Genomic DNA, 25,395 nt, shown 5'->3' with positions numbered 1-25,395 from the left:
AGGGGCGTGTGGGCCATGCGCGATGGGGCCGTCGAGGAGGGTCTCGACGATCGTTACGAGGTCAAGGGGATCGCGGGTGAGGGCGGGATGGGGCGGGTGCTTCGGGTCCTGCACCGGCAGTGGGGCCTCGACCTCGCGGTCAAGACGCCGAAGCTCGAGGCGTTCGGCAGCGTGGAGCAGCGCGAGCGGTTCGTGGCCGAGGCCGAGGCGTGGGTCGCGCTGGGACTGCACCCGAACATCTGCGGGTGCCACTACGTCCGTGTGCTGGGCGGGGTGCCGTACGTCTTCGCCGAGTACGTCGGCGGGGGCAGCCTGCACGACTGGATCTCCGACCGGCGACTGTACGAGGGCGGCCCGGAGGCGGCCGTGGCGCGCATCGTCGACCTCGCGGTTCAGATGGCCTGGGGCGTGGGCCATGCGCATGCCGCGGGCCTCGTGCACCGGGACGTCAAACCCGCCAATGTGCTGCTCGATGTGCAGGCGGGCGACCTCGTCGCCAAGGTCACCGACTTCGGCCTGGCCCGCGGCCGCCCGCTCGTCACCGAGGACGACGGGGGCCGGGAACTGGGCGTCAGCGTCCCGGTCTCGGCCGGCGGCCGGACCCCCGCGTACGCTTCGCCGGAGCAGCTGTCCCGTCGGCCGGTCGGACGGCGGACGGACGTCTTCAGCCTCGGCGTGACGATCCTGGAGATGTTCACCGGCGGACCCCGCTGGGGCCGCGGGCCCTTCGCGAACGACACCGTCCGGGAGCGGCACGACATCGCGTCGTACGGACCTGGCCTGCCCCCGCTGCCGCCGGAACTCGGGGACCTCCTGGAGCGCTGCCTCGCCCCGGATCCCGCCGCGCGCCCGGGCTCCATGAGAGCGGTGGCCGAGCAACTGGCTTCGATGTACGGCCAGTTGACGGGGCGACGGTACAGGCGTCTTGAGCCGAAGGCCGCCGGCCTGCGCGCCGACGAACTCAACAACCGGGCCCTTTCCCTGCTCGACCTCGACCGCCGCAAGGAGGGTGCGGGTGCGTTCACCGCGGCCCTGGCGGCCGATCCGCAGCACGCCGGAGCGACGCTGAACGCGGGGCTGTGGCGCTGGCGCGCGGGCGAGATCACCGATGAAACGCTGATCGCCGACCTCGAATCGGTCCGCACCGACACCGACGACGGCCGGCCCGCACGGCACGCGCTCGGCCTCGTCCACCTCGAACGCGGCGACCTCGCCGCGGCCCGACCGCTCCTGGAGCGCGTGGACCGCGAACGGCCCGGGCAGCGCGACGTGCGCGAGGCGCTCGACGCCCTCGGCTCGGCGGCTGTGCCGGACGCCGGGTGTACCGGGATCAGCGAGATCCGATGGAACACGCCGGCCGCCGACGCATCGCCGTCGAGCTTCCACCTCGATGTGTCCGCGGACGGCCGGACCGCGGTGACGGGAGGCGACGACGGCGACGTCCGCGCGTGGGACGTGCGCACGGGCCGGTGCCTGCGCACCCTGACGGGCCACACGGCCGCGATCCGGTCGGTGCGGATCACCGCCGACGGCAGGTACTGCGCCTCCGTCGAGTACGACCACGTCCTGCGCGTCTGGGACCTGTCCGACGGACGCTGCCTGCGGACCATCAGGACGACGGGCTCCCTCGACTGGGCGGCGGTGAGTGCCGCGGAAGGCATCGCCGTCGGCACGGAATCCGCCCCGAGGGACGGTGTGCCCGGCGTCGATGTCGTCGTGTGGGACCTGCGGCGGCACGAGGCCCGCCTGCGACTGCACGGCGCGCTGGGGCAGTTCCCGAGGGCCGAACTCAGCCCGGACGGACGGTGGGTGCTGGTGGCCGGGTACCGGGACTGTGGCGCCCGGCTGTGGGACACGCGTACGGGGGAGTGTGCCCAGACTCTGGCCGGCGCGTACGTGAACCCGTGGGCCCTGTGCTTCGACCCCGGCCTGGGCCTCGCGGCGATCACCGACCACCGCGGAACCGTCGACATCTGGGACCTGCGGACCGCGCGACGCATCCGCACGCTGTGCAGCCCCGTCCGGTCGCTCGCACTCGCTTCCGACGGCGCCCGCCTCCTGACCGGCGGCCACGACGGCGCGGTCCGGCTGTGGGACCTGGGGACCGGCAAGTGCCTGCGCACCTTCGGCGGACACGGCAGCGGGGTGGAGCGCGTCCGCTGGGGAACGGACAGCCGGTTCGCGCTGTCGGCGTCGAGCGACAACACCGTCCGGCTGTGGCGGATGCCTGCCTCGCCCTCCGTTCCGTACCAGGTGAGCCGGCCGCGCAGGCACGGCGTGCTGAGCGTTCTGGAGGAGCGCGTCGGGACGCTGCTCGACACCGCGGCGGCGAAGTCCTCGGCGGGCGACCGCGTCGGCGCGCTCGCCGCGCTCCGTGAGGCCCGCGCCGTCCCCGGGCACGAACGGGCCCCCGAGGTGATGGCGGCCTGGCGCGCCCTCGGCCGGTCCTTGACGCGCACCGGCCTGCGTGCGGTCTGGCTCGACCACGGTTACGCGGCGCACGGGCGCGGCGTCGGCTCGCTCGACATCAGCGCGGACGGACGCCTCATGGCCACCACCGACGGCAGTGAGATCAGGCTCTGGGACTCCGGCACCCGGGCGCTCCTGCGGACCATCAGCGGTGAGGGGCGCGCGCCGGCGTCCCTGGGCATCGCCGGCGTGCAGCTCAGTGCCGACGGCGCCGCCGTCATGGCCTGGGATCGCACCGGGTGGGCCAAGGCCTGGTGGACCGCGACGGGTGCGGAACGCTTCCTTCTGTCCGGCGCGCGGCTCACCGGAGCGGACGCCCTGCCCGAGCCGTTCGGCCAGATGCTCTCCATAGCCCTGAGCCCCGGCGGCGCCCGATTCACCGGCGATGGACGCCGCGTGCTCGTCGGGGGTGACGGAAAGGACCGGCGGTTGCGGCTCTGGGACCTGGAAACCGGCGCGCTGTTGCGTACGTTCGAGGGTCATGAGGGCATGCCACGAGCTGTGTGGATCGGCCCGGGGGACCGAATCGCCGCAACGGGGGCAACGGATGGGACGGTCCGGCTGTGGGAGGTGGACACCGGCCGTTGCTATGCCGTGCTGCGCGGTCACACGCATCAGGTGATGGCCGTGACGATGAGCGCGGACGGCGGACTCGTCGCCTCCGCGGGCGGTTACGAGGACGTGTCGGTGCGCGTGTGGGACACGACCACCGGCACCTGCGTCGCCGTGCTCGACGGCCGGAGCAACGCGAGGGACATCCGGTTCACCCCGGACGGCCGCTTCCTGGTGTCGAGCGACGGCGACGGGGAGATGCGGCTCTGGGACCTGGGGGCCGGCACCTGCGCACGCACGGTGCAGGCCCGGCCCGGGCAGCTCCACCAACTCGCCCTGACGCCCGACGGCGCGTATGCCGTCTCGGGCGGCGGCGACGGATCGGTGCGCGTATGGACGCTGGACTGGGAGCTGGCCGCGCCCCGGCCCTGACCGGCTCCCGGCTTCGACCGATCCCGGCCCCCAGCGCTCACAGCCCCCAGCGGTCGCGGTAGCGGCGCGCGAACTGTTCGGCGTACCGGCTCGGGTTCGCGCTCTGGGTGTCCGTGAGCTCCAGGACCTCGTCGTCGGCGACGAAGAAGAGTCCGCGCCCGATCCTGATCTCACCGTCGGGGACCGGCACGAAGACCATCCATCCGCAGTCCACCCGGTCGGCCACGAGGTCCGCGGCACGGTAGTCGGGGCTGTCCAGACCATGCGCGAGCATGTAGCGGCTCACGCTCGCGATCGCCTGGTGGCGGGGCAACCGCGGCAGGTCGGTGCGGCGCGTGACGCCCGCCATCACCAGTTGGTGGTAGGCGCCGTCGAGGTCGGTGTCCGGGCCGTCGCCGAACACCTCGGCCAGCAGGGCGCGTTCGGCGAAGCCCTCCTCGGCGGCCGTCACCAGGCGCAGCACGGCGGCCTCGGTGTCCGGGGAGCCGTCCTGGGTCAGATCCGCCAGGATGCCGGCGACCGTATCAGTCGTCCACACCCCGGGGATCGCCGTGGCGATCTCATCCGTCTTCGGTGACTCGCCGCGCAGCCAACGGCCGCTCTCCCACCAGTAGCAGAAGGAGAGCAGCCCGTCGTTGTTGCGTGCGTCGAGCAGGGGATCGGCGACCCAGGCCGGCGCCCCCGCGAACAGTTCCGGATGCGGTGCGTCGCCCCGGTAGGCCTCGGCGAGCCCGGGCGCGTTCCACACGCCGCCGGACAGGACGGCCCGGTCGCCCGCGAGCAGCCACAGCGTCGAGCCGCCGCGTTTGGCGCCCTCGAACCGTGCCCGTGAAGGCTGCATCCGCGGCCCCCACGACGAGCCGATCGCCACGAACCCCGCCGCGACGACCGCCCAGCGCGCCCAGGTCCTGGTGAGGTCGGGCAGATCCTTCGGCGAGAGGCTCCGTGCGGCGTCCCTGCTGTCCGGCCCGGCCGGGGCGGCGGCCCGCCGGGGGCTTCGCAGCTGCCGACCGTCGTGACTCACATGGGCGGACAACCAGGTCGGGAGCCGCTCCGCCGACCGGCCGAACGCTTCGAGGTCGGCGCGGTAGTCCCCGGGTGCGAACGTGTGCTCCTCGGGGAACGGCTCGTCGCCGTAGTCGAAGGTCACGTCGATGTCGTCGCCGGTGTGCAGGTCGACGGCGGGATCGACGGGCAGGTCGAGCGTGAGGCGCCACCACGGCCCGCGCGGCAGCCGGGCGGTGGTCCGGCGCAGCTCGCGGGCGAGTCTCATCGCGTCGGCGCTCGCCGTCGCCTCGGTGGAGCCGTCCCGGTTCGTGTGCTGCACGCGTGAGGTCCCCGACCGCAGCGTCAACGCGAAGACCGCGGTGATCTGCCGGCAGTCGGACGGAGCCTCGCCGATGAGGCATTCGACGAGGCGCAGGAGTTGCCGGTCGGCGAGGGCCTTGGCCGACGGAGTGGCGGCGGGCCGCTGGGGGACGAGCGAGGGGCCGCCGACGACGTCCGATCCGCGTAACGCTTCGTTGACGTCCGATCCGCGGAACGCCTCGTCGAAGGCCTCCGGGAAGGAGGCGCCGTTGTCTGTCACCGGGGCCACGCCCTTCGCAGTCTGTCGATCAACGTGTCCGGACCGAGGGCCCGTTGGAGCTGGAACAGGTACCCCACCGGTGACTCCTGCGCGATCTCACGACGCCTGCGCCGCCATTGGAGAGGGGCGCCGACGACGCAACCGGCGATCACGGCGGGGACGGTCAGCGTCGGATCGATGCCGACGGCGTCCGCCGCGACGGCCGCGAGCGGCGGAAGGGCCACCGACTTCACATTGGCCAGGGCCCGAGCGGTTTCGAGGCCCGCGCCACGCATCCGGTCGTCCAGCTCGCCGAGCCGCGCGCGTACCTCGCGGTCGACTTCGGTGCGCAGGTACTCCTGGTAGAGCCCCGCGTCCCGGACGTCCTCGATGGCGCCGAGCCGCTGGACCTGGTCGGCCGTGAACTGCCGGAACGCGTCCAGCTCCGGCCCGAACTCGGCGCGGACCTCCAGGATCTTCTCGATCGGTACGTTCCGCAGGTCCGCCGGGACCACCGTGGCGAACGCCAGGAGGGCGAAGGCCTCTTCGGGCCCCGGCCGCGCCACGGAGTCCGCCGGCGCGAGGCCGTCGAGGAGTACCGAGGCGAGCCGTTCGAAGGTCCAGCCGGACTGGGCGGCATGCGGCAGCATCTGGTCCGTGACCGGATGCAGGTGGTTCTCGGCGGCGATCTGCTCGGCCAGCGCGAGCATGTACACGGTGGCGAGCCGGGGGTGCATCGCCACCCACATCCCGCCCCGGCCCGGGCCGGTGAGCGCCAGGCCCTGGTCGACGGCCGATGCGAGGAGGTGCTCACCGATGCGGCTGGTGTGGACGTATCCGAAGCGCGGGTTGAGCCAGGTCGGGCCGTCCTCCGCGGGCTGCTCACCCCAACCCGCCGAAGAACCGCCCGCGTTGCCGAATCCGGCCTCGGCGAGCGGCAGCCCCCAGGTCTCGATCCGGTCGAGCCCGAAGCGGTCCCGCAGGGCCGGGCCGTGTTCGTGGAGGAGTTGCAGGAATGGCCCGGTGACTTCGGCGGCGGCCGAGGCAGGGGGTTCGAGGTCCAACAGCCAGCGTGCGGCGTGCAGTTCCCGCGCGACGGGGGAATCCTTGAGCGGGTAGCCCGGTGGCCGGATCCGGGCCATCTTGGGCCAGTACAGGGCGGCGTACTTGAGCCAGTCGTCGTCGCGGACGTGGATGTGCGGGTAGTAGAGGGCGAAGCGGTCCATCAGGCGCGCCCGCCCCGCCGCGCCTCATCGAGGTGGCGCAGGGCGTGGGCCTCCTGCTCCTGGTGGGCCGTCGCCCGGAACAGCCTCGCCGCCTCGCTCGCGTACCAAATCGCCCGCTGGTACTGCCGTAGGTGGTCGACCAGGATGCAGGAGATGCTCAGCATCGCCTGCGCCTGCAACGCGGTCTCGCCGTCCATGCGCCGTGCGTTCACGGCGTTGGACTCGAAGACCTGGATCGCGCTCTCGTAAGCTTTGAGCTGCCACTCGCTGACGCCGATGAAGGCGCCACACTGCAACTCGTGGGTGGCGTCGCCGAGTTCGGCGAAGATTCTCGCCGCCGGAAGGTGGACGCGCAGCGCGCCGGCGAAGTCGTGCCGCTCGCAGAGCCCGATCCCGAGGCGCAGCAGGGCCATTGCCGTCGCCCGGCGCTTAGCCGGGGGGCCGTCCAGCGCGGCGGCTCGGAGCAATGGCTCGATCGCGTCGTGGAAGCGGCCCTTGTCGGTCATGGTGGTTCCCAGGTCGAGGGGCGTCTGGCCCTCACCTCGGTTCTGCGGCACCACGGTCCTCCCCACCGTTCGCTGTCCCTGCGATGACCTTGCCACATGCCGCAGGTGCATGGGTGCCGAGGGGGGTGGTGTGACGCGTTGTGGGGTGTGGGACGCGGCAGTTGACCGCATCCTCCCGTCGACACCGTACTCGTGCCGACGTCAATCACCTTATGAGCGGCGGGAGTTGTGCGTGTCACATGTCGCTGCTGTCCAGGTGGCGGGCGGGCGCCTCCAAGGATCCCGGGGGAGTCAGGGCGGTGCCCTTGCGTACGGCGACCACCGCGGCATCGTGCAGGTCGCGGCTCGCGGTCGCGCTGGGGCAGGGGGCGGGGCTTCCCTCCAGGGGGAGCCACTCGGAGGCGCCGCTGTACTGCACGGTGACATAGGCGAGTTTCTCGGCCTCGGTCCACGTGGTATGGACGTCAAGCTGCCCGGTCAGGACCGGACCTCCCTCCCCGGTCGGCACGCCGCCCGGCCCGGCGAAAATGCCGGTGGTCGTCCACGATTCCCAGCTCATACGGCCTCCTCCTGACCTGCCGCTGTGCGCGCCGGCCCACCGCGAGCGCGCCGCTGCATCTATCTTTCCCCAGTTTGCCCGCTTATAGGCCAAACGGGTGGGTATGTGTAGAGAGACTCGTACGACGCTGCGGTGCAGCGCGGAGGTGGTGAGGATGGCGGCGGGCAAGAAGGTCAAGAACGCGGCCCAGAAGACCAAGGGCAAGATGAAGGAGACCACCGGCCGGGCCGTGGGCAACGAGAGCCTGGAGGCGAAGGGTGCTCGCGAGCAGATGGCGGGAGACGCCAAGCAGGCCGTGCAGAAGGGCAAGGACACGTTGAAGCACTGAGCGTGGCCGCGGGCGTGCGCGCGGGGGCGGGCGGATGCGCTGCGGAGCCAGGGCCGGCACACTGTGCCGGCCCTGGAGCGCTGAGCGGGGCCGTGGGCCCGGCCCCGGCGGTCAGCGCCTGTGCCGTCGGCCCCCGCGCCGCGGAGGCGCGGCCTCCTCCTCGGTCTCGTCGTCGTCCTCCTCGGGAACCTCGGCCTCCTCGTCCTCCGGAAGCTCCTCCTCGTCCTCCTCGTCATACTCCTCGTCGGCGTACGGCTCCGCGGTCTCGTCCTGGTCCTCGTCCTCGCTCTCGCTTCCCTCCTCGTCCTCGTCCTGGTCGGGGCGCTCCTCTTCGTACTCGTCGTCGTAGTCGTCCTCCCCCTGGGCGTCCTCGTCGTCCTGGTCCTCCTCTTCCAGGGCCTCCTCGTGGGTGCGCACGACTTCCCCGTCCCGGATCTCGCCGCGCCAGCCCTCCGCCTCGTCCGTGGTGAGCGAGACGTGCCGCAGGAAGTGCTTGAGGTCCAGACGCAGACGCCGGCCCTGGGCCCGCCAGATGTTGCCCGTCTTCTCGAAGAGCCCCGAGGGGTAGTACTCGACGACGACGATGATGCGGGTCAGCGAAGGGGCCAGCTCGTGGAAGCTCACGCATCCGCGGATGCTGCCCTTGGCCCCTTCGGAGGTCCACACGATCCGCTCGTCGGGCAGCTGTTCCTGGACGGTGGCCTTGAACCCGCGCGTCGAGGGGCCGACCTTGACCTTCCAGTCGCTGGTGGTGTCGTCGTTGCGCGAGACGCTGCGCACTCCCTTGGCGAAGCCGCTGAAGTCCTCGTACTGCGTCCAGTGGTCGTACACCGTGCGCAGGGGCAGGCCGACGTCGATGAACTCGATGATGTTGGTGACCTTGCCTCCGCTCTTGCGGCCCTTCTTGCCCTTGCCGAACAGGTTGGAGGCGGCGTCGGTCACCGTGTCCTTCACATTGCCGAGCTTCTGCCCGACCAGGGCTTTGACGGGGGAGTCGCCCTCAAGGAGCCGGCCACCGATGCCGGCGACGTCGGAGAGCTTGCCCTTGCCATCGGCGACGTCCTGGAGCTGGTCGGTGACGTCCCAGAGCTTGTCCGTCGCCTTGTCCGCGAGCTGCCCGGCCTGGGCGCCGAGGAACGAGGTCACCTCCTCGACCAGCTGGTCGAGCCCGGACTTGTCGTTGCGTCGTTCCGAACGCTGTGACTGTGCCATGACCTACCTCCGCGCGGACGGCTTGCGAGCGGCCGTCTTCTTGGCCGCCGTCTTCTTCGCGGCCGGCTTCTCGGCGGTCGTCTTCTTGGCGGTCGTCTTCTTCGCCGCCGTCTTGCGCGCGGGTGTGCGCGCCGGGGCCTTCTTCGCGGCGGTCTTGCGGGCGGGCCCGCTCGAGGCCGCCTTCGAGGCGCTCGCCTTCTTCGCGGGGGGCTTCGAGGCCTTCTTCGCGGCGGCCTTCTTGGCCGGCGCGGTTCTCTTGGCAGGCGCGCTCCTCTTGGACGTGGAGGAGCCGCCGGCGGTCCGGGACGGTGCGCCCTTGCCGGCGGCGGACGAGCGGGCGGAGGCGCGCGGAGAAGCGCTCTTCTTGGCGGGCGACTTCGCCGCGCTCTTCTTCGCGGGAGCCGAGGGCGCGGAGGGGCCCCGGCGCCGCGTGGACCCGCGCTGCGGGGCCTCTGAGGCAGCGCTGCCGCGCGGGGACGGGGAGGGCCGGCGCTGTCTGCGCGCCGGGGGAGAGTCCGGGGGGCGGCGGCGTCTGCGCGGCGGGGGAGATTCCGGAGGCGCCTCGTCCTCCTCGCCCTCGCCCTCGTCATCCGCTTCCTCGCCGTCGTGCTCGCTCTCGTACTCCTCGTCCTCGGCACGCCCGGGTTCGTCCTCGCCCTCGGGCTGTTCCTCGTCCTCGTAGGAGTCCTCGTACCCGTCGTCGCCCTCGTCCTCGTCCTCGTACGGCTCCTCCTCGTCCTCCTCCGCCTCGTCCTCGTCGCCGCCCGCCCGTGCGTCGTCGAGTGCGAGGGTGCGCTGGTGGAGCGAGTCGGCGAGTTCGGAGAGCTTGCGGTTGGCGGCTGCGCTCAGCGCCTTCTTGCCCACGCCGAGGGCTTCGCCGCGCAGTTGGTCGCCGAGTTCGGCGAATTGCGGGGTCTCCTTGAGCTTGGTCAGACCCTGTGTCATGAGCTGGGTGGGATCGAGGCCGAAGCGCCGGCCCGCGAGGTAGGTCGCCACGGAGAAGGCGAGGCGGCCCTTCTTGGTGCGTCCCAGTACGTAGCCCCCGGCCACGGCGGCCGCGAGGGCGATTTTGGTCGTGTCCTGCATGAGCTGCAATCCCTTCACCCGGGCTGCTGCTGTGGGCCGCCCGGGAACGTCCGGGGTCCGCGGCTACGCCGGAGCCGCCTTGGTGCCGGGCTGCCGACGCAGGGAGACCGCCCGCTCAGGAGCCTCGGGAAAGCTGCTGCCCGAAACGGGAGATATGTACGTATATGAAGGCATTCTAATCGGCAAGTGGTGTACCCCCAGTGGAGTGACCGATGGCCGCAGCGGAACCGGCACGACAGCGCCGTCCCCGTCCGCACCGGGACGAGGACGCCGACGACGCGGGCAGGGCCGCGCCGCGCCGCGCGCCTGCGAAGAAGTCCCGGTCCGGAGTCCCCGACGCCGCCGCCGCGATGCGTTCCGCCGCCGGCCAGCTCGCCCAACTCCTCGGCCGCGTACCCGACTCCGTCACCTCGCTCAAACCGACCGATGACGGATGGGAGGCGCAGGTGGAGGTGGTGGAACTGGAACGCATCCCCGACACGACCAGCGTGATGGCCAGCTACAAGGTCGTCCTGGACCCCCAGGGAGCCCTGGTCTCCTACGAGCGGACCCGCCGCTACAGCCGAGGCATGATCGACCGGCCGACCTAGCAGGGCCGCCCGGGGAGAGGAGGCGCCATGACCATGGTGCCGCAGAGCGGCAGCAGCACGACCAGGGGCGGAGGCGGCAGCGGCAACCTCTACGACGTACTGGAACTCATCCTCGACCGCGGCCTGGTCATCGACGTCTTCGCCCGCATCTCGCTGGTGGGCATCGAACTCATCAAGATCGACGTGCGGATCGTCGTGGCCAGTGTCGACACCTATCTGCGCTTCGCCGAAGCCTGCAACCGTCTCGACCTCGAAGCCGGCCGCAAGGCGCCCGCCCAACTGCCGGAAGTCGTCGGCGGTTTGATGGAGGGCGGCGCGCGCGGCAAGTCCAAGGGCGCGCTGAGCGGTGCCGTCGAAGCCGTCACCGACTCCTTGTCGGGCCGCTCCGACGAGGCGGACGAGCGGGACGACGAGCCCGAGGAGGAGCCCGCGCCGCGGCGCCGGCGTCCCGCCCGCAGGCCGGTACGCCGGGAGAAGGAGTGAGCGATGGCCCTGTACGTCTACGCGATCACGGGCAGGGACCACCCGCGCCGTCCCGACGGCCTCACCGGGGTCGGCGCCGACCCGGCCCCCGTCCGCACCGTCACGGCGGGCCCCCTGTCCGCGGTGGTCAGCGACATCTCGGAGGAGATCCGGCCCAAGCGGCGCGACCTCCGGATCCACCAGGAGGTACAGGAACACTTCATGGCGGGCGCCGTCGTCCTGCCGATGCAGTTCGGCTACGTGGCGGCCGACGACCAGGACGTGGTCCGGGCCCTCGAAGCGAACACCGCCGCCTACCTCGCCGCCCTGGAACGGCTCGACGGCTGTGCCGAGTACCACGTGCGGGCATCCCAGCAGGACGAGGACCAGCTGTTGCGGGACGTCCTCGAGGAGTCCGCCGAGGCGCGGGACCTCAACGACCGCATCCGCGCCGGTGACCCGGATCCGCAGTTGCCCCTCGCGCTGGGCGAAGTCGTCGCTCGCGACGTCCAGGAACGCCAGGAGGCGCTCGGCGCGGGGCTCGTCGAGGCGCTGACCGGTTATGCGCGCGAGCACGTCGTCCGGCCGCCCGCCTACCCCGACTTCGTCAACCTGTCCCTGCTGGTGCCGCACGAGAGGAAGGACGACTTCCTGACCGCTCACCAGGGGCTCGCCGAGCAGCTCACGGACGGCGTCGACCTGCGCGTCACCGGCCCGCTGCCGCCCTACAGCTTCGTGCAGTGACGCCGGTTCGGTGCGGTGACTGGGTCCCGTCAGCTGGGTCCAGTGGCCGTCCCGCCAACCGCCCCACCCACCGAGAGGAGGACGACGACCATGGGCCTCCTGACGTACTTGGTCACCCTGCCCGTCGCACCGGTCCGTGCCGTGGTCTGGGCCGCCCAGCGCGTCACGGAGGAAGCCGAGAACCAGTACTACGACCCGGCGCCCATATGGCGCGAACTCGCCGATCTGGAGCGGCGCCTGCTCAACGGCGACATCGACGAGGAGACCTTCGACCAGTGCGAGGACCAGCTCCTGGACCGGCTGGCGGAGATCGACGCGTTCCGCCGGCGAAACGTGTGACACGGAGGCCGTCATCGTGAACGAACCGCTCCCCGGCCGGCTCGGATCCTTCCCCTCCCGTGCCGCGCCCCCGGCCTACGGCCAGAGTTCGTCGAGCCTCGCCGACATCCTGGAACGCGTCCTGGACAAGGGCATCGTCATCGCCGGCGACATCCGTATCGATCTCCTCGACATCGAGCTGCTGACCATCAAGCTGCGGATCCTCATCGCCTCCGTCGACAAGGCGAAGGAGATGGGCATCGACTGGTGGGAGCACGACCCGTCCCTCTCCTCCCGGCACGCCGGCAGCCCCCTCGAACGCGAGAACCGCCGCCTGCGCGCCGAATTGGAGCAGCTGCGCCGTACGACCCCGGACGCCCCCGACGAGGCGGCGGCGGGCACGGCCGTGGACCCGGAGCCCGGGGACGGTGACGACGGACGCGACGGCGGATCCGGGCGGAGGCGACGCTGATGCCCCCGGACGCGAGCACCCTCACCTACGTCTACGCGGCGGCCTTCCTCACCCAGCCGCTGCGCGAAGCCCTCACCGAACTCCACGGCGTCTACGGTGCGCCGCTGCACACGCTGACCGCCGCCCCCGGGACCGCACCCGGGGCCACCGGCCCTCCGCTGGCCTTCGTGGCCGGCCGCGTGCCGGCCGCTGACTTCAACGAGCGTGCTCTGAAAGCCCACTTCGAGGACCTCCAGTGGCTGGAGGCCGTCGCGCGGGCCCACCACGACGTCGTGCAGGCACTCGCCACCCGCGCCACGGTCCTGCCGCTGCGTATGGCCACCCTCTACCAGGACGACGACCGGGCCCGCCAGGCCCTGCTCCAGCAGCACGCCTCCTTCACCGCGCGGCTCGCCCAGCTCGACGCGCACAAGGAATTCGGCGTCAAGCTCTACCTCGCGCCCCTCGCTGGGCCGTCCGCGCCCGGACAGGACACCGGCGGACAGGACACCGGCGGCCAGGGCGCGGCCTCCGCCACGCCAGGCAAGACGTACCTGCGCCGTCGCAGGGCCGAGCACCAGGCCGTCGAGGCCCGCTACGGCCAGGCCCGGCGCGCGGCCGGCGAACTGGAGGCCATCGCCGCCCGCTATGCGACCCATCGCGTGCGGCACGCCGTGCAGAGCGGCGCCCTGACCGGCCCGGCGGAGAACGTGCTCAACGACGCCTACCTCGTACCGGACGAGGACGCGGAGCGCTTCAGGGCCGCCGTCGAGCAGGCCGCGGAGGCCTTCGACGGCCTGCGGGTCGAAGTCACCGGCCCGTGGGCCCCGTACTCCTTCGCCGCTCCGCCCCCTGAACAGGAGCCTTACGACGCCTTCGGCCCGGAAGGGCGGCGCCCGTGAGTATCACGCAGCACGACGAGCCGCTGCCCGGCCGGCAGGTCGCATTGGTGGACCTGCTCGACCGGCTCCTCAGCGGCGGCGTCGTCATCACCGGCGACATCGTCCTGTCCATCGCCGACATCGACCTCGTCCGCATATCGCTGCGCGCGCTCATCGTGTCCGTCACCTCCGGTACGTCCGCCCTCGAACCGGAGGAGGGCCCCGACCATGGGTGAGGAACGATCCGTCTTGCCGGGCGGCGCGGACACGCCCGCGGGCCGGGGCGAGCCGGGCCTGCGCGAGGTCGGTGACGCGATGTCCGACGCGTTCCGCCTCCTCCAGGCATCCCAGGACCCTCAGGCATCCCAGGCGTCCCAGGCATCGCAGGCACGGCAGGCACCTCATGCCTCTCAGAGCTTGCGGGCATCTCCAGCGCCCGATTCCCCCACGCCCGCCCACCGCCTGCGCACCGACCACGAGACCGTGGGGGAAGACCTCCTCAAACTCGTCCTGACCCTCGTGGAACTCCTGCGCCAACTCATTGAGCGCCAGGCGCTGCGCCGTGTGGAGGAAGGCGGTCTCTCGGACGAACAGGAGGAGGAGCTCGGCGCCACCCTGATGGCCCTCCACGACCGGCTGGCCGACCTGTGCGCGGAGCACGGCTACGCGCTGGAGGACCTCAACCTGGATCTCGGCCCGCTCGGGCCCCTGCTGCCGCCCCGCTCCCGATGAGGTCGCACACCGCCCACGCCGCAGGGGCTTCCCGCGCCGGGCCGGCTCCGGCTGGGCTAAGCTCAGCGGCCTGCGGAAACTCCGCCACGGCGCGGGGCGCGGGCTGGGAAGGAGCCAGGTGAGGGCGGCACGGGTGAGGGCGACCTTGGACGAGGTCGAGCTCGGTGATCACGTCTGCTGGCGCATGGGCCACGGCTCGTCGCTCCTGACCGACGTGCGGGCGGTCGTCGCCGACGGCGCCCTCTACGGCGACAAGGTCGTGGTCGTCGGCGGCAGCAGGGACGCGTTCGGTGTCCTGCGCGACGCCGTGTCCTCGTCGGTCGTCCTGGAGCGGTCGGAGACCGCGGACACCGATGCGATCCTGGCCGCGGTGCGCCGAGAGGCCCGCACCGCGGAACGCGAAGGCTTCCGGTCCGTGCGCGTGCTCACCGAGCGCAGGCCCACGACGGCGCACGACGGCGTCGAGGAGCTGCTCGACCAGGAATTGAGGCTCGACCAGTTCGCGTCCGAGAGCGGAGCGATCGTCATCTGCGCTCTCCGGCCGTCCCAGTGGGACAGGACTACGCTGGAACATGTGACATGCGTGCACCCGCACGAGGTGGGCACACGCGCTGAGCACCCTGACTTCCGGATGTTCAGCACGGGTGCCGACCGATGGAGTGTGGCCGGAGTGATCGACTCGGAGGGCGCGCGAGCGTTCAGCGCGGCGCTGCACGCGGCGATGCTGCGTACACCCGCCGTAAAGCTGCGGTTCGACGCCCTGGAGATGATCGACGCTGCCGGGATGCACGCCCTCATCGACACGGCTCGGCGCCTGCCGCAGCGCAGCGTCGTGGTGGAGGGGGCCAACGAAACCGTGCGCCTGTGCTGGGAACTGGCCGGCTACGAGGCGGCTGACCTCCCGGTGGTGATGAGCGCATGAACCTCTCCCCGTCCTCGACGGCACCTGACGGGCCCGCCGCGTCCTTCCGCCACGAGCTGTACCCCTACCGGGGCGATGCCCAGTACCTGGAGGGCACGCTGGGCTTCATTCGTGAGGCACTGGACGCGGACGAGGCGATCATCGTCGCCGTTCCCCCGGACCGGGCCTCGCTCCTACGCGACGAACTGCCCGACGAACCGCAGGTCACGTTCGTCGAGGCGGCCACGGCGGGCGTCAACCCGGGACGCCACGTCGCCGCGTGGACGGCGTGGATGAGCGAGCGCGGTGAGGGCGGCAGGCCGGTCCGCGGTATCGGCGAGACCCCCTGGCGCCAGGCGCGCAGCGCCGCGCACCTCTCCGAGCTGCGCTATCACGAGTGGCTCCTGAACCGGGCGTTCGCGAACAGCTCGGCCTGGTCGATGCTGTGCCCCTACGACATCGCGGGCAGTGACGAGGACGCCCTGCGGTCCGTCTCTCGCTGTCACCCGGAGATCCGCAAGGACGGGCGGTCCCTGCGCAACGACGGATTCCTCGGCGTGGAGGAGTACGCCTTCGATCCCCTGGCCGACGCGTGCGATCCGTTCCAGGAGCTGGTCTATACGCGCGGCGATCTGTCGGCGGTCCGGTCCAAGGTGGCGCAGTGCGCCGCGGATGCCGGGGTGCCCGCCGAGGGACGTTCCAAACTGGCCGTGGCCGTCACCGAGATCGCCACGAACAGCGTCCGCCACGGCGGGGGCCAGGGCACCTTGCGGACCTGGACGCAGGACACGACGTTCCTGTGCGAGTTCCGGGACGCGGGCCACATCCCCGACGTGCTGGCCGGCCGCACCCGCCCCACGGCGGACCAGCTGGGCGGCCGGGGCCTCTGGCTGGCCCACCAGCTGTGCGACCTGGTCGAGATCCGCTCCACGCCGGAGCGGGGCACGACCATCCGGCTCCATATGGACGTCCCGCAGTAGGGAGCGTGGCGCCCGATCCGGGGCACTGTGCTCGGTGCGCCCGCATCCCGCGGCGCCGCGACCGGTGCCGCGAACGCCGCCGACCCCCATATCGCGACCGGCGCCGTCACCAGTGCCGCCCCAACAGGAGTGTCATGACCGCCGACGCACCGCGTCATCGCGTCCGTGTGCCCGACGCGCTGCTCGCCTCCTTCGACGACGAGGCCGGCCGCGCATGGCTGGCCGCCCTGCCCGCCCTCGCGGAGAGCTACCTGGATTGGTGGGACCTGCGACTGGACGGCCCGCCAGCCCATGGGACCGTCGCCCTGGTCCTGCCCGTCGCCCGGCCCGACGGCTCCCGGGCCGTGCTCAAGCTCCAGCCGGTGGACGAGGAGACCCGCGGCGAGCCGCTCGCCCTGCGCGCATGGGCCGGGCGCGACGCGGTCCGCCTGCTGGACAGCGACCCGGCGACAGGGACGATGCTGCTCGAACGGCTCGACGCGAGCCGCTCGCTGGCGGGCGTGGCGGACGGCACGGTCGCTCTGCGCATCCTCAGTGAACTCCTGGCCCGCCTGGTCGCCCTCCCCGCGCCCGCGGGGCTGCCCACCCTGGCCGACACGGCCGCCGCGATGCTGGACCGCCTGCCCCACCTGCTGTCGCGGCTGGAGGTTCCGGCCGACCGCCCCCTTCTGACCACGTGCGCGGACGCGATGCGGGAGGTGCTCCCGGAACCCGGCGACCGGCTCCTGCACTGGGACCTGCACTACGAGAACGTCCTCGCGCGGGGCTCCTGCGCCGGATCCGCGGGGCCGACCCAGTGGCTCGCCATCGACCCGAAACCGCTGGCCGGACACCCCGGGTTCGAGCTGCTGCCCGCGCTGCGCAACCGGTGGGACGACATCGTGGCCACGGGCAACGCCGCCCGCGCCGTCGGCCACCGGTTCCGGCTGATGACCGAGGTCGTCGGCCTGGACCGACAGCAGGCCACCGGCTGGACCCTGGGACGCGTACTGCAGAACGCCCTGTGGGACATCGAGGACGGTGCCGCCACCCTCGATCCGCAACAGGCGACCATCGCCCGCGCGTTGCTAGGCATCGGCTGAGGAAGGGCCGCCGCGCGCGGGCTCAGTGCTGCGCGAGCCAGTCCCGGTACGAGGTGGGGGCCAGGCGGACGTCGGGGCCGCCGGTCAGGACGCTGCCTTCGACGGCCGCGAACATGCCCGCCTGCTCATCGGTGACGACCGTACGACCGTCCTGGCGGGCCGCGAGCGTGAGACGGCCGAGCTCGTCCAGGGCGAAGACGTCGGGGCCCGCGAGGTCGAGCGTGCCGTTGAGCGGCTCGCCCGTGGTGACCTCCGCGAGGGTGGTGACAATGTCGGCCGTGGCCACCGGCCGCACGGGCGTGGAGGGCAGCCGCACGGTCCGGTCGTCGCTGGTCCAGGACAGCACCGCGTCCATGAACTCGAAGAACTGCGTGGCGCGGACGATCGAGTACGGCGTGGGCCCCTGCTTGAGCAGGTCCTCCTGGAGGGTCTTCGCGCGGTAGTAGTCCAGCTGCGGCACCTGGTCGACGCCGACGATGGACAGGATGACCTGGTGGCCGACGCCGGCCCGCTCACCCGCCGCGAGCAGGTTGTCCATCGTGGTGCGGAAGAAGTCGGGCGAGGCGGCGTCGAACGTGGGGGAGTTCGTCACGTTGACGACCGTGTCCGCGCCGGTGAGCGCCTCGTCCAGGCCCGCGCCGGTGAGCAGATCGACGCCGCTCGACAGGGACGCGGGGGTGGCTTCGTGGCCCTGGGCGCGGAGCGCGGCGACGAGCTGGGAACCGATGAGTCCGGTACCGCCGATGACCGTGATCTTCATGACTGTGCCCTTTCTCCGAGGAGGCCGAACGGAGCGGCCGGTTGCCGCACCTCAAACTCGGACAACTCTTGTCTGAGATATTACTCGGATACGATGTGTCCGAGTCAAATGGAACACGCCGGAGCAAGTGGAGGGCCTATGAAACTGTCCGGGGGAGTCGAGTGGGCGCTGCACTGCTGTGTCGTGCTGACGGCGGCGAGCCGTCCCGTGCCCGCCGCCCGTCTGGCGCTGCTGCACGACGTCTCGCCGAGCTATCTGGCCAAGCAGATGCAGGCCCTGTCGCGGGCGGGCCTCGTCGCCTCGGTCCAGGGCAAGACGGGCGGGTACGCGCTGACCAGGCCGGCTTCCGAGATCACTGTTCTCGATGTGGTGCAGGCCGTCGATGGCGCGGATCCCGCGTTCCTCTGCACCGAGATCCGCCAGCGCGGACCGTTCGGGGCTCCGCCCGAGGCGTGTACGAAGGCGTGCGGGATCGCGCGAGTAATGGGTGCCGCCGAGGCGGCGTGGCGGGCCTCGCTGCGCGGGGTCACGATCGCCGATCTGGCCGCCTCGGTGGAGCGGGACAACGGCCCCGAGGCGCTGCCGAGCATCGGGGCGTGGCTGGATCCGTCGGTGGAGAGCGGACCGTGACACCGTCGGGGCGCGTTCACGGCCCGAGCCGCCTTCATCGCGTGCGGTGCCACGACGGCGGGCGCGGGCCGGCGGGCGATGACGCGGCCGGTGTCGCGCCTTAGATGACGGATCGTCAGGAACGGATCCGTCGGTGTCCGCGGAAGGGACCACTCCGGCAGGCCCCGGTCCCGTACGGCCGACCCACCGAAATCGCGAAAGCCGCACGCTGTGGCAGGGACGGTGTTCTACTCACCGCCATGACAACCCATACGACGTTTGTGCCGGCCAGTGTCATCAAGGAGACGGCCGGGCTCCTTACCGACCACTACGCGTTTCCGGACACGGCCGTGCAGTTGGCGGACCTGCTGCACCGGCGACTCGCCGAGGGCGCCTACGACACCGACGACGCAGCGGAGTTCGCCCGCCGGGTCACCGACGATCTGCAATCGGCCAACGGCGACCAGCACTTGAGCCTCAAGTACCACGCCGAACCCGTGCCCCCCAAGCAGGGCGAGGCCGCCTTGGAGTCCATACGCCGGGACTTCGAGACCTCGCTCGGCGGGGCACCCCGCGTCGAACTGCTCGGCGGAGGGGTCGCCGTACTGGAACTGGCGCCGATGCTGTTTCCCCTGGATTGGACGGCCGACGCGTTGAGCGCCGCCCTCGGTCTGGTCTCCCGCGCGCAGGCGCTGATCATCGACCTGCGCGCCAACCGGGGCGGCGACCCGGACACGGTCGCCTTCGTCTGCAGCCACCTCCTGGACGAGCGCACCCACCTCAACACCATGTACTGGCGCGACGGTGAGCGCAGCGAACAGTCCTGGAGCCAACCGCACGTACCCGGCGCGCGATTCGGCGGCAGCAAGCCGCTGTACCTGCTGACCAGCGGCCAAACCTTCTCCGCCGCCGAGGAGTTGGCGTACGACCTGCAGCAGCTCGGCCGCGCCGACATCGTCGGCGAGTCGACCCGCGGCGGCGCGCACCCGCGGCAGGGGTGGACGGTGCACCCGCATCTGGAGGCCAGCATTCCGACGGGCCGGGCCATCAACCCCGTGTCCGGGACGAACTGGGAAGGTGTCGGCGTACAGCCGGATGTTCCGTGCACCGCCGCCGACGCCCTCGACCGCGCGCACGTACTCGCCCTCGCTCGGCTGGAGGCCTGAACCGCCCCGCGGTCCGGCCCGGCGATCACGCCGTGCACGTCAGGCCGGGCACGGGCGGGCACAGCGTGATGGGGTAGCTTTCTGCCCCTGGGGACGGGGAATCGCGGGCTGTTGGGGGGATCGGGTGTTCAAGCGTCTTCTGCCTGTCTTACCGGTGCTTGATCTGGAGGCGGAGGTGGCGTTCTACGCCGCGCTGGGCTTCACGGCCGAGGTCACCTACTCCGGCTTCACGTCCTTGCGCTGCGGGCCGGTGCTGTTCGGCGTACAGCAGCCGCAGGGCCTGGAGCACCGCGTCCCGCCGTGGGACCTCGCCTGGCAGATCGAGGTCTCCGACGTACGCGCGGTGCACGATCTCGCGGTGCGGCGCGACCTGCCGGTCCTGAAGGGCCCGCAGCCGCATCCGGCGGGGTTCTGGACGGTGCAGCTCAGGACGCCCAACGGCTACCACCTCACGCTCGAAGGTCCGCCGCCCGCCCCCGCCCGTTGAGCGGCGGCGGCGCGGGTCGGCCCTTTGTGGCGGCGCGGGTCGGCCCTTTGCGTGCGGGGGTCGCGGCGCCGGTCGGTTCGACCCCCGAGGCCGAGCAGGGCCGCCGCCCCTGGCGATACCCCGCCTGATACGGTCCCGGTATGCCCCCGCCTCTGCCCACCGACGTCTCCCATGTGCTGGAGATGATTCTGAGTGTGGCGGAGGCCTCTCTCGCCTTGCCGCTGGGTCTGCAACTCCCGTACCTCAGCGCGCATTCACCCTGCCCGTGCGGCTGCGGCTCGGTCGACCTCAGTCTTGCGACGCACGCCGTCGCTCCCGCGCCCGGTCCCGGCGGGACGCGTGTGGCAGCAGACGTAGAACTGCTCGGCACCGGCGGCGAGTCGATCGGCGAGGTACTCGTGTTCGTCACCGACGGCTACCTGTCACGGCTCGAAGTCTGCACATGGGACGAGCCTCCACTGACGCTGACCCACGCGCACCGCTCGCTCTGTCCGTGCGATCGCTGAGGCGCGGGCGCCCGTAGGAGAGCCCCGCCCCGCTTCCCCGTGACGTGGTCAGCGGGCGATCGAGACGGCGAAGGGGGCGAACCCGCTGGAGCGGATCACGTGCGGCACGAACAGGACCGCCGCCTCCGTGGCCCGCGCGGTCTCGATGCCGCCGAGGTCCGTGACCCAGTCCCGCGGCCAGCCCAGGTCTTCGAGCAGCGCGCGGACCGTCCGCTTCGCCTCCACGTCCTGGCCCGAAAGGAAGGCGGTGGGCGGTTGGGCCAGCGCCGTGGGTGCGGTCATCACCGTGTACAGCATGGTGTTGAGCGTCTTGACCACCCGCGTTGCGGGGAGGGCCAGTTGGAGGAGTTCCGCGAGGCTGGAGCCGGGGTGGAGCAGGCCGGCGGGCAGACCGTCCGGGCCGTCCTCGGTGGCGTTGGAGACGTCCACGAGGATCTTGCCTGCGAGTTCCTCGCGCAGGGCGCCGAGGCGTTCGAGCGAGCCCGCGCCCGGCGTGGCGTTGATGACGACCTGCGCTGCCCGGGCGGCGTCGGCGGCCGCTCCCGGGGTGCGGTCGGCGACGGTCACCTGGTGGCCGGCGCGCGTGAGGGCGGCGGCCAGGCCACCGCCGACGCGGCCGCTTCCGAGTACGGCGATCGTGGTCATGTTGATGTGGTCCTTCCGGTACTGCTGGACGGGGGGGGGGGGGGGGGGGGGGGGGGTGGGGGGGGGGGCGCGGGGGGGGGGGGGGGGGGGGGCCGGCGGGCCCGGCGGCGGGGCGGGCCCGCCTGGGCGGGGGTCCCGGGCGCCCCCCCCGCCCCCCCCGCCCCCCCCCCCCCCCCCCCCCCCCCCCCCCCCCCCCCCCGCCCCCCCCGCGGCGGCCGCGCCCCCCCCCGCCGGGGGGGTGGTCAGCGCGAGAGCGTGGCGACTGCGGCTGCGTGCACGCCGGGCGCGGCGGCCAGCATGCTCTCGCTGTCGGGCGTCCAGGGGCGGCCCGCGGCGTCGGAAACGCGCCCGCCGGCTTCCTGGACGAGAAGTGCGCCGGGCAGCAAGTCGGCCCGGGCGCCCGCGAATTGCCAGAACGCGTCGATCCTGCCGGCGGCCACGTTCAGCAGGTGCAGGGTGGCGGGCACCGATGTCCGCACCACGAGCGCGTCGAGGAGCATGGCCGTGATGGAGGAGCCGATGCGCCGCGTGACGGCTTCGGCCTCGTCGGGCCGGGCCTGGCTCGTGGCCACCAGGCCCAGACCGAGGTCCGAGGTCTCGGAGACGTGCAGCGGCCGGCCGTCGAGGTGGGCGCCGCCACCCGCGAGGGCGGTGTAGGTCTCACCGGTCAGCGGCAGGTGCACGGCGGTGAGTACCGGCTGGTTCTCCTGTACGAGGGTGGCGGTGACCGCCCACTCCGGCAGACCGTGCAGATGGTTGACGTTGCCCTCGGCCGGGTCGACGACCCACCACTCGCCGGGCGGCAGCGCCCCGCCCGCGAGTTCCTCCTCCACCCAACGGGCGCCGGGACGGAGCGAGGTGAGGCGCGGGCGCAGAACGTCGAGGGCTGCATCGTCATTGGCGGCGAGCGCGGCCATCAACTCCTCGCGCGTCCGGTGCCGGACGACCCCGCCGAACCGTTCGCGGAGCACTGAGCCCGCCGCCTCGACGGCCAGTGCGGTCTGAGCCAACAGGGCGGCGTCGGAGCCCACTTCGACGGAGGACGGCGCCCCGGCGATGGGCGACGTCGCGGCATTTCCTGCGTTCGGCAGCAAGGTGGACATGGCGGAACTCCCGTCGTGGCAATGGGTGTTGGGGGCGGGCCCGGAACCGCTGTTCCGCGTGCCCACATCTCGAAGGTATGGGGGCGCGTCATTAACCTCAAGTGCATGTCAGGCACGCATAGAGTGACTCCCATGCAACTGGATTTGAACCTCCTCGCGGCCCTCGACGCATTGCTCGACGAAGGGAGCGTGGCCGGCGCGGCCGACCGCCTGCATGTGACGGCCCCCGCGATGAGCCGGAGCCTCGGCCGGATCCGCAGGACGACGGGGGACCAGATCCTGGTGCGCACCGGACGCACCATGACGCCGACCCCGTACGCCATCGCCATCCGCGAACAGGTCCACCAGCTCCTCCAGCAGGTCCAGGGCGTACTGGCCCCGAGCCGTGAACTCGACCTCGCCACGCTGGAGCGGACGTTCACCCTGCGCTGGCACGATTCGCTCGTCGCCCTCGGCGGGCCCTCGCTCCTCGCGGAAGTGCGCAGGCAGGCGCCGGGCGTTCGGCTGCGCTTCCTCGCCGAATCGAGCGGCGACACACCTGGGTTGCGCCGCGGCGAAGTCGACCTGGAGGCGAACGCGAGCCCGCCCGACCGGTCCGACGTGCACGGCGAGCGGGTGGCCGAGACCGGACACGTCGTCGTCGTACGGCACGATCACCCGCTGGCCCGCGCGCAAACCCTCACGCTCGCCCAGTACGCCGAGGCCGAGCACCTCACCATCTCCAGGCGCGGACGGTTCGAGAACGCTCTGGACGGTGTGCTGGCGCAGCTCGGGCTCACGCGCCGTGTGGTGGCGACCGCGCCGACCGAAGCGGCGGGGCTGGCCTTCGTGCGCGAGTCCGACCTCCTGGCCACCGCCCCCGAGTCGACCACCCGATCCACCGCCGCGGACCTGGGTTTGGCCCTCCTGCCCGTGCCGTTCCAATTCCCCTCGGCGCCCGTGTACTTGTCGTGGCACCAGCGCTACGACACCGACCCCGCACACAGCTGGCTGCGCGGGCTGGCGCGGACCGCGCTGGCCGAGGCCGCACGCTGAGCGCCCGCTTCGGGCGTGCCTCGGGGCGGACGCGGCGCGGTGGCGAGCGTGGGCGGAAGGGGGCGCATCCGGCGGCGCGTGCAGGGGCTGGCCAGAGCCGAGCGGGTGTCGTGTGGTGAGGTGCGGACGTGTCGCTCCGGCACGGGCCGGTGGGAGCCGCACCGTTGGCGGATGAAACGCGCCCGACTCGCTGCCGCCGTCCTCCTGCTCGCCCTGCTCCTGTGCGCCGCCGGCCGGCCCGCACGGGCCGGTGAACCCGTACCGGGGACGGTTACCGAGTCGATCGCCCCCGGGGTCGCGTACCGGACGTTCCCCCTCGCCACCGCCCACGGCAGTGTCCGGGTGCATCAGCTGACGGCGGACCTCTCGCACCCCGGGGTCCGCGCCGGACTCCTGTACCCCGGGGCGGTCGCCGAACGGTCGCCGGTGTCCGCGATGGCCGCGCGGCAGGGGGCGGTGGCGGCGGTCAACGGGGACTTCTTCAACATCACCGAGGAGCAGCACCCCGGGGTGCAGGCCACCGGCGCCGCGTCGGGCGCCTCCGTACTCGACGGGCAGGCCCTGAAGGGCGCGGTGCCGGTCGGCCAGCGGTACGGCTGGGCGCTGCCGCCGGGGGCGGACGGCACCGAGGTGCTGGGCGTCGGAGTGGACGGCCGGGCCCGCACCGGGCGTCTGACCCTGCGCGGCAGTCTCGTCACGCCGCACGCGACCCTGCCGTTGGGCGGGCTCAACCAGTACGCCCTGCCCGTCGGGTCGGTCGGGCTCTTCACGGAGCGGTGGGGCAGCGTGTCCCGGGCCCGCGCGGCATGCGGCACCGACTCCCGGCGCGGGGCGCCCTGCACCACCGACGTCTACGAGGTCACCGTCCGGAACGGGCGCGTCGAGCACACCGCGAACACCCCGGGCAGCGGTCCGGTCCCGGCGGGCTCGCTCGTCCTGCTCGGGCGCGAGGCCGGGGCCCGGGCGCTGCGGGCCCTGACCTCCCGCACCGCGGCCGAGGTGAGCTACGCCCTGGCCTCCGACAAGGGCGCCGCATTCGCATTCGCCCTCGGCGCCTACCCGTTGCTCAGGTCCGGCCTGCCGGTGCCGGGCTTGGACGCGACGGCCAAGGAGCCGAGGACCGGCGCGGGGATCGCCCAGGACGGCCGGCTCCTGCACCTGGTGGCCACGGACGGCCGCGAGGGAACGTCCACGGGCCTCACCGTGACCGAACTCGCCGCGCTACTAAGGTCGTTGGGCTGCGAGGAGGCCGCATACCTCGACGGCGGAGCCTCCACCACCCTGGTCACCCGCGACCCCACCACGGGAGCCACCACGGTACGCAACACCCTGGACCAGGGCCTGGAACGCCGAGTCCCCAACGGCATCGCCCTGTACGCGAATTGATCCGAGCCCTGCCGACCTACCGCCCCGCCCCACGCAACCACGCCGCCACCACCGCGAAGTCCATCTCGACGAGGCCTTCGCGGGGGTTCACTTGGTGCAGCAGGGCGGGTGCCGGGGAGTGGTCGGCGACCCAGTGCCGGTCGACGGCACGGATCTCGTCGTCCAGCCAGGCGAAGGGACGGCCCGCCGCGTAGGCGAGGAGGACGCGGGTTTTCCAGTGCAGCCCGCGCCGTGCGTCGGCGCGGGCGAGGTCCGATTCCGAGCCCGGCTCGGACGACTCGTCCGGCCAGTGCACGACCGGTAGTTGAGGCAGGCCGAGCCGCGGTGCGACACACTCGTTCGCCTCCTCCATCCACGTTGTCGCCCACACCAGATCGCAGTCGCGGGCGAGCGCGGTGAACCTGGGCCCGTACGCCGGGTTCAATCTGGCGAGGAGCGGGTTGGTGGACGGAGCTCGTAGGCCGCGGTCGTCCTCGTAGGTCGGATATCCCTCAGGGCGGCCGAAGGGGATGAGTGGCCCGTCCACGTCGAGGAAGAGGAGTGGACGGGCGGCCGGGGCCGGGGCGGGGGAGGAAGCGGTCATCGCTGCAACATAGCCGCCGCGACGGGGTGCCGATCAA

The 25,395-nt window shown here is 72.4% G+C and carries 29 protein-coding genes; 19 read left to right on the top strand and 10 right to left on the bottom strand.

All coding sequences use genetic code 11. The features are described 5' to 3' along the window. Nucleotides 1-15 precede the first annotated feature (15 nt). The gene (locus tag ACGF3I_RS00465) at nucleotides 16-3,453 is read left to right on the top strand and encodes a WD40 repeat domain-containing serine/threonine protein kinase (RefSeq protein ID WP_393128273.1); all 3,438 of its coding nucleotides are present in this window, start codon (nucleotides 16-18) and stop codon (nucleotides 3,451-3,453) included. A 37-nt stretch (nucleotides 3,454-3,490) separates the two neighbouring features. Here ACGF3I_RS00465 and ACGF3I_RS00460 read toward each other — a convergent pair whose 3' ends face one another. The 4 genes from ACGF3I_RS00460 to ACGF3I_RS00445 all read right to left on the bottom strand — a co-directional run bounded on the left by ACGF3I_RS00460 (nucleotide 3,491) and on the right by ACGF3I_RS00445 (nucleotide 7,311). Continuing rightward, on the bottom strand, nucleotides 3,491-5,050 hold the full coding sequence (locus ACGF3I_RS00460) for a hypothetical protein (RefSeq protein ID WP_393128272.1): 1,560 nt from the start codon (nucleotides 5,048-5,050) through the stop codon (nucleotides 3,491-3,493). After that, on the bottom strand, nucleotides 5,038-6,246 hold the full coding sequence (locus ACGF3I_RS00455) for a DUF6236 family protein (protein ID WP_393128271.1): 1,209 nt from the start codon (nucleotides 6,244-6,246) through the stop codon (nucleotides 5,038-5,040). The genes ACGF3I_RS00460 and ACGF3I_RS00455 overlap by 13 nt, the downstream gene beginning before the upstream one ends. Next, nucleotides 6,246-6,803 carry a hypothetical protein gene (locus ACGF3I_RS00450; protein ID WP_393128270.1) on the bottom strand — a complete coding sequence of 186 codons (558 nt, stop codon included), beginning with the start codon at nucleotides 6,801-6,803 and terminating at the stop codon, nucleotides 6,246-6,248. The genes ACGF3I_RS00455 and ACGF3I_RS00450 overlap by 1 nt, the downstream gene beginning before the upstream one ends. A 184-nt stretch (nucleotides 6,804-6,987) precedes the next feature. After that, nucleotides 6,988-7,311: a hypothetical protein gene (locus tag ACGF3I_RS00445; RefSeq protein ID WP_393128269.1), complete on the bottom strand. Its 324-nt coding sequence runs from the start codon at nucleotides 7,309-7,311 to the stop codon at nucleotides 6,988-6,990. 154 nt (nucleotides 7,312-7,465) lie between these two features. Between ACGF3I_RS00445 and ACGF3I_RS00440 the strand changes: the two genes are divergently transcribed. Further along, nucleotides 7,466-7,639 carry a CsbD family protein gene (locus ACGF3I_RS00440; RefSeq protein WP_393128268.1) on the top strand — a complete coding sequence of 58 codons (174 nt, stop codon included), beginning with the start codon at nucleotides 7,466-7,468 and terminating at the stop codon, nucleotides 7,637-7,639. Between the two features lie 111 nt (nucleotides 7,640-7,750). On the opposite strand, the gene ACGF3I_RS00435 is transcribed toward ACGF3I_RS00440, so the two are convergent. Together ACGF3I_RS00435 and ACGF3I_RS00430 are read right to left on the bottom strand one after the other, a co-directional pair. Next, a complete protein-coding gene (locus ACGF3I_RS00435) occupies nucleotides 7,751-8,851 on the bottom strand; it encodes an SRPBCC family protein (RefSeq protein ID WP_393128267.1) in 1,101 nt (366 codons plus the stop codon). A gap of 3 nt (nucleotides 8,852-8,854) precedes the next feature. After that, on the bottom strand, nucleotides 8,855-9,937 hold the full coding sequence (locus tag ACGF3I_RS00430; protein WP_393128266.1) for a histone H1-like repetitive region-containing protein: 1,083 nt from the start codon (nucleotides 9,935-9,937) through the stop codon (nucleotides 8,855-8,857). A gap of 212 nt (nucleotides 9,938-10,149) precedes the next feature. Here ACGF3I_RS00430 and ACGF3I_RS00425 point away from each other — a divergent pair, with 212 nt between their 5' ends. From ACGF3I_RS00425 to ACGF3I_RS00375, 11 genes are all read left to right on the top strand, one after another. After that, nucleotides 10,150-10,527, top strand: coding sequence for a gas vesicle protein (locus tag ACGF3I_RS00425; RefSeq protein ID WP_393128265.1), 378 nt, complete (start codon nucleotides 10,150-10,152; stop codon nucleotides 10,525-10,527). A gap of 27 nt (nucleotides 10,528-10,554) precedes the next feature. Then, nucleotides 10,555-11,010 carry a gas vesicle protein GvpJ gene (gene gvpJ, locus ACGF3I_RS00420; protein WP_393128264.1) on the top strand — a complete coding sequence of 152 codons (456 nt, stop codon included), beginning with the start codon at nucleotides 10,555-10,557 and terminating at the stop codon, nucleotides 11,008-11,010. Nucleotides 11,011-11,013: 3 nt separating this feature from the next. Beyond that, nucleotides 11,014-11,733: a GvpL/GvpF family gas vesicle protein gene (locus tag ACGF3I_RS00415; RefSeq protein WP_393128263.1), complete on the top strand. Its 720-nt coding sequence runs from the start codon at nucleotides 11,014-11,016 to the stop codon at nucleotides 11,731-11,733. Between the two features lie 90 nt (nucleotides 11,734-11,823). After that, complete coding sequence (locus tag ACGF3I_RS00410; RefSeq protein WP_393128262.1) at nucleotides 11,824-12,072, top strand: gas vesicle protein GvpG; 249 nt, start codon at nucleotides 11,824-11,826, stop codon at nucleotides 12,070-12,072. A 16-nt stretch (nucleotides 12,073-12,088) separates the two neighbouring features. Further along, complete coding sequence (locus ACGF3I_RS00405; protein WP_393128261.1) at nucleotides 12,089-12,523, top strand: gas vesicle protein; 435 nt, start codon at nucleotides 12,089-12,091, stop codon at nucleotides 12,521-12,523. Beyond that, nucleotides 12,523-13,404 (top strand): GvpL/GvpF family gas vesicle protein, encoded by an 882-nt coding sequence (locus ACGF3I_RS00400; RefSeq protein ID WP_393128260.1) that lies wholly within the window; start codon nucleotides 12,523-12,525, stop codon nucleotides 13,402-13,404. Before ACGF3I_RS00405 ends, ACGF3I_RS00400 begins: the two co-directional genes overlap by 1 nt. Then, complete coding sequence (locus tag ACGF3I_RS00395) at nucleotides 13,401-13,619, top strand: gas vesicle protein (RefSeq protein ID WP_393128259.1); 219 nt, start codon at nucleotides 13,401-13,403, stop codon at nucleotides 13,617-13,619. The genes ACGF3I_RS00400 and ACGF3I_RS00395 overlap by 4 nt, the downstream gene beginning before the upstream one ends. Then, nucleotides 13,612-14,115 (top strand): gas vesicle protein K, encoded by a 504-nt coding sequence (locus ACGF3I_RS00390; RefSeq protein WP_393128258.1) that lies wholly within the window; start codon nucleotides 13,612-13,614, stop codon nucleotides 14,113-14,115. The genes ACGF3I_RS00395 and ACGF3I_RS00390 overlap by 8 nt, the downstream gene beginning before the upstream one ends. A gap of 133 nt (nucleotides 14,116-14,248) precedes the next feature. Beyond that, a complete protein-coding gene (locus ACGF3I_RS00385) occupies nucleotides 14,249-15,037 on the top strand; it encodes an MEDS domain-containing protein (protein ID WP_393128257.1) in 789 nt (262 codons plus the stop codon). Further along, complete coding sequence (locus ACGF3I_RS00380) at nucleotides 15,034-15,996, top strand: anti-sigma factor RsbA family regulatory protein (RefSeq protein WP_393128256.1); 963 nt, start codon at nucleotides 15,034-15,036, stop codon at nucleotides 15,994-15,996. Before ACGF3I_RS00385 ends, ACGF3I_RS00380 begins: the two co-directional genes overlap by 4 nt. A gap of 134 nt (nucleotides 15,997-16,130) precedes the next feature. Next, nucleotides 16,131-17,078 carry an aminoglycoside phosphotransferase family protein gene (locus ACGF3I_RS00375; protein ID WP_393128255.1) on the top strand — a complete coding sequence of 316 codons (948 nt, stop codon included), beginning with the start codon at nucleotides 16,131-16,133 and terminating at the stop codon, nucleotides 17,076-17,078. Between the two features lie 22 nt (nucleotides 17,079-17,100). Here the strand turns inward: ACGF3I_RS00375 and ACGF3I_RS00370 are convergent, their stop codons facing one another. Continuing rightward, complete coding sequence (locus tag ACGF3I_RS00370) at nucleotides 17,101-17,838, bottom strand: SDR family oxidoreductase (RefSeq protein ID WP_393128254.1); 738 nt, start codon at nucleotides 17,836-17,838, stop codon at nucleotides 17,101-17,103. A 138-nt stretch (nucleotides 17,839-17,976) separates the two neighbouring features. On the opposite strand from ACGF3I_RS00370, the gene ACGF3I_RS00365 reads away from it, so the two are divergent. The 4 genes from ACGF3I_RS00365 to ACGF3I_RS00350 all read left to right on the top strand — a co-directional run bounded on the left by ACGF3I_RS00365 (nucleotide 17,977) and on the right by ACGF3I_RS00350 (nucleotide 20,606). Beyond that, complete coding sequence (locus ACGF3I_RS00365; protein WP_393128253.1) at nucleotides 17,977-18,468, top strand: RrF2 family transcriptional regulator; 492 nt, start codon at nucleotides 17,977-17,979, stop codon at nucleotides 18,466-18,468. Between the two features lie 239 nt (nucleotides 18,469-18,707). Next, on the top strand, nucleotides 18,708-19,613 hold the full coding sequence (locus tag ACGF3I_RS00360; RefSeq protein ID WP_393128252.1) for a S41 family peptidase: 906 nt from the start codon (nucleotides 18,708-18,710) through the stop codon (nucleotides 19,611-19,613). A gap of 154 nt (nucleotides 19,614-19,767) precedes the next feature. Further along, complete coding sequence (locus ACGF3I_RS00355) at nucleotides 19,768-20,100, top strand: VOC family protein (RefSeq protein WP_393128251.1); 333 nt, start codon at nucleotides 19,768-19,770, stop codon at nucleotides 20,098-20,100. A gap of 341 nt (nucleotides 20,101-20,441) precedes the next feature. Next, nucleotides 20,442-20,606, top strand: coding sequence for a hypothetical protein (locus ACGF3I_RS00350; RefSeq protein ID WP_393128250.1), 165 nt, complete (start codon nucleotides 20,442-20,444; stop codon nucleotides 20,604-20,606). 48 nt (nucleotides 20,607-20,654) lie between these two features. Here the strand turns inward: ACGF3I_RS00350 and ACGF3I_RS00345 are convergent, their stop codons facing one another. Continuing rightward, entirely contained in the window at nucleotides 20,655-21,251 is a 597-nt protein-coding gene (locus tag ACGF3I_RS00345; RefSeq protein ID WP_393128249.1) for an NADPH-dependent F420 reductase, read from the bottom strand. 242 nt (nucleotides 21,252-21,493) lie between these two features. Beyond that, nucleotides 21,494-22,354, bottom strand: a complete 861-nt coding sequence (locus ACGF3I_RS00340) for an inositol monophosphatase family protein (protein ID WP_393128248.1) — start codon at nucleotides 22,352-22,354, stop codon at nucleotides 21,494-21,496. Between the two features lie 132 nt (nucleotides 22,355-22,486). Here ACGF3I_RS00340 and ACGF3I_RS00335 point away from each other — a divergent pair, with 132 nt between their 5' ends. Both ACGF3I_RS00335 and ACGF3I_RS00330 read left to right on the top strand, forming a co-directional pair. Continuing rightward, on the top strand, nucleotides 22,487-23,389 hold the full coding sequence (locus ACGF3I_RS00335) for a LysR family transcriptional regulator (protein ID WP_393128247.1): 903 nt from the start codon (nucleotides 22,487-22,489) through the stop codon (nucleotides 23,387-23,389). 171 nt (nucleotides 23,390-23,560) lie between these two features. Then, complete coding sequence (locus ACGF3I_RS00330; protein WP_393128246.1) at nucleotides 23,561-24,775, top strand: phosphodiester glycosidase family protein; 1,215 nt, start codon at nucleotides 23,561-23,563, stop codon at nucleotides 24,773-24,775. 16 nt (nucleotides 24,776-24,791) lie between these two features. Here ACGF3I_RS00330 and ACGF3I_RS00325 read toward each other — a convergent pair whose 3' ends face one another. Then, nucleotides 24,792-25,358 (bottom strand): HAD domain-containing protein, encoded by a 567-nt coding sequence (locus ACGF3I_RS00325; protein WP_393128245.1) that lies wholly within the window; start codon nucleotides 25,356-25,358, stop codon nucleotides 24,792-24,794. Nucleotides 25,359-25,395: the final 37 nt, after the last annotated feature.

The organism is Streptomyces sp. NPDC048111, from assembly GCF_043202815.1.
Taxonomy (GTDB): Bacteria; Actinomycetota; Actinomycetes; order Streptomycetales; family Streptomycetaceae; genus Streptomyces.
This window is presented reverse-complemented; position numbering and strand designations above follow the sequence as displayed.

Excerpts from the sequence above, each read along its gene's own strand:
- ACGF3I_RS00430 (WP_393128266.1), bottom strand. The coding sequence starts at position 9,937 with ATGCAGGACACGACCAAAATCGCCCTCGCGGCCGCCGTGGCCGGGGGC.
- ACGF3I_RS00425 (WP_393128265.1), top strand. The coding sequence starts at position 10,150 with ATGGCCGCAGCGGAACCGGCACGACAGCGCCGTCCCCGTCCGCACCGG.
- ACGF3I_RS00365 (WP_393128253.1), top strand. The coding sequence starts at position 17,977 with ATGAAACTGTCCGGGGGAGTCGAGTGGGCGCTGCACTGCTGTGTCGTG.
- ACGF3I_RS00330 (WP_393128246.1), top strand. The coding sequence starts at position 23,561 with ATGAAACGCGCCCGACTCGCTGCCGCCGTCCTCCTGCTCGCCCTGCTC.
- ACGF3I_RS00390 (WP_393128258.1), top strand. The coding sequence starts at position 13,612 with ATGGGTGAGGAACGATCCGTCTTGCCGGGCGGCGCGGACACGCCCGCG.
- ACGF3I_RS00465 (WP_393128273.1), top strand. The coding sequence starts at position 16 with ATGCGCGATGGGGCCGTCGAGGAGGGTCTCGACGATCGTTACGAGGTC.
- ACGF3I_RS00380 (WP_393128256.1), top strand. The coding sequence starts at position 15,034 with ATGAACCTCTCCCCGTCCTCGACGGCACCTGACGGGCCCGCCGCGTCC.
- ACGF3I_RS00435 (WP_393128267.1), bottom strand. The coding sequence starts at position 8,851 with ATGGCACAGTCACAGCGTTCGGAACGACGCAACGACAAGTCCGGGCTC.
- ACGF3I_RS00455 (WP_393128271.1), bottom strand. The coding sequence starts at position 6,246 with ATGGACCGCTTCGCCCTCTACTACCCGCACATCCACGTCCGCGACGAC.
- ACGF3I_RS00335 (WP_393128247.1), top strand. The coding sequence starts at position 22,487 with ATGCAACTGGATTTGAACCTCCTCGCGGCCCTCGACGCATTGCTCGAC.
- ACGF3I_RS00340 (WP_393128248.1), bottom strand. The coding sequence starts at position 22,354 with ATGTCCACCTTGCTGCCGAACGCAGGAAATGCCGCGACGTCGCCCATC.
- ACGF3I_RS00415 (WP_393128263.1), top strand. The coding sequence starts at position 11,014 with ATGGCCCTGTACGTCTACGCGATCACGGGCAGGGACCACCCGCGCCGT.
- ACGF3I_RS00345 (WP_393128249.1), bottom strand. The coding sequence starts at position 21,251 with ATGACCACGATCGCCGTACTCGGAAGCGGCCGCGTCGGCGGTGGCCTG.
- ACGF3I_RS00375 (WP_393128255.1), top strand. The coding sequence starts at position 16,131 with ATGACCGCCGACGCACCGCGTCATCGCGTCCGTGTGCCCGACGCGCTG.
- ACGF3I_RS00410 (WP_393128262.1), top strand. The coding sequence starts at position 11,824 with ATGGGCCTCCTGACGTACTTGGTCACCCTGCCCGTCGCACCGGTCCGT.
- ACGF3I_RS00440 (WP_393128268.1), top strand. The coding sequence starts at position 7,466 with ATGGCGGCGGGCAAGAAGGTCAAGAACGCGGCCCAGAAGACCAAGGGC.
- ACGF3I_RS00360 (WP_393128252.1), top strand. The coding sequence starts at position 18,708 with ATGACAACCCATACGACGTTTGTGCCGGCCAGTGTCATCAAGGAGACG.
- gvpJ (WP_393128264.1), top strand. The coding sequence starts at position 10,555 with ATGACCATGGTGCCGCAGAGCGGCAGCAGCACGACCAGGGGCGGAGGC.
- ACGF3I_RS00445 (WP_393128269.1), bottom strand. The coding sequence starts at position 7,311 with ATGAGCTGGGAATCGTGGACGACCACCGGCATTTTCGCCGGGCCGGGC.
- ACGF3I_RS00325 (WP_393128245.1), bottom strand. The coding sequence starts at position 25,358 with ATGACCGCTTCCTCCCCCGCCCCGGCCCCGGCCGCCCGTCCACTCCTC.
- ACGF3I_RS00370 (WP_393128254.1), bottom strand. The coding sequence starts at position 17,838 with ATGAAGATCACGGTCATCGGCGGTACCGGACTCATCGGTTCCCAGCTC.
- ACGF3I_RS00400 (WP_393128260.1), top strand. The coding sequence starts at position 12,523 with ATGCCCCCGGACGCGAGCACCCTCACCTACGTCTACGCGGCGGCCTTC.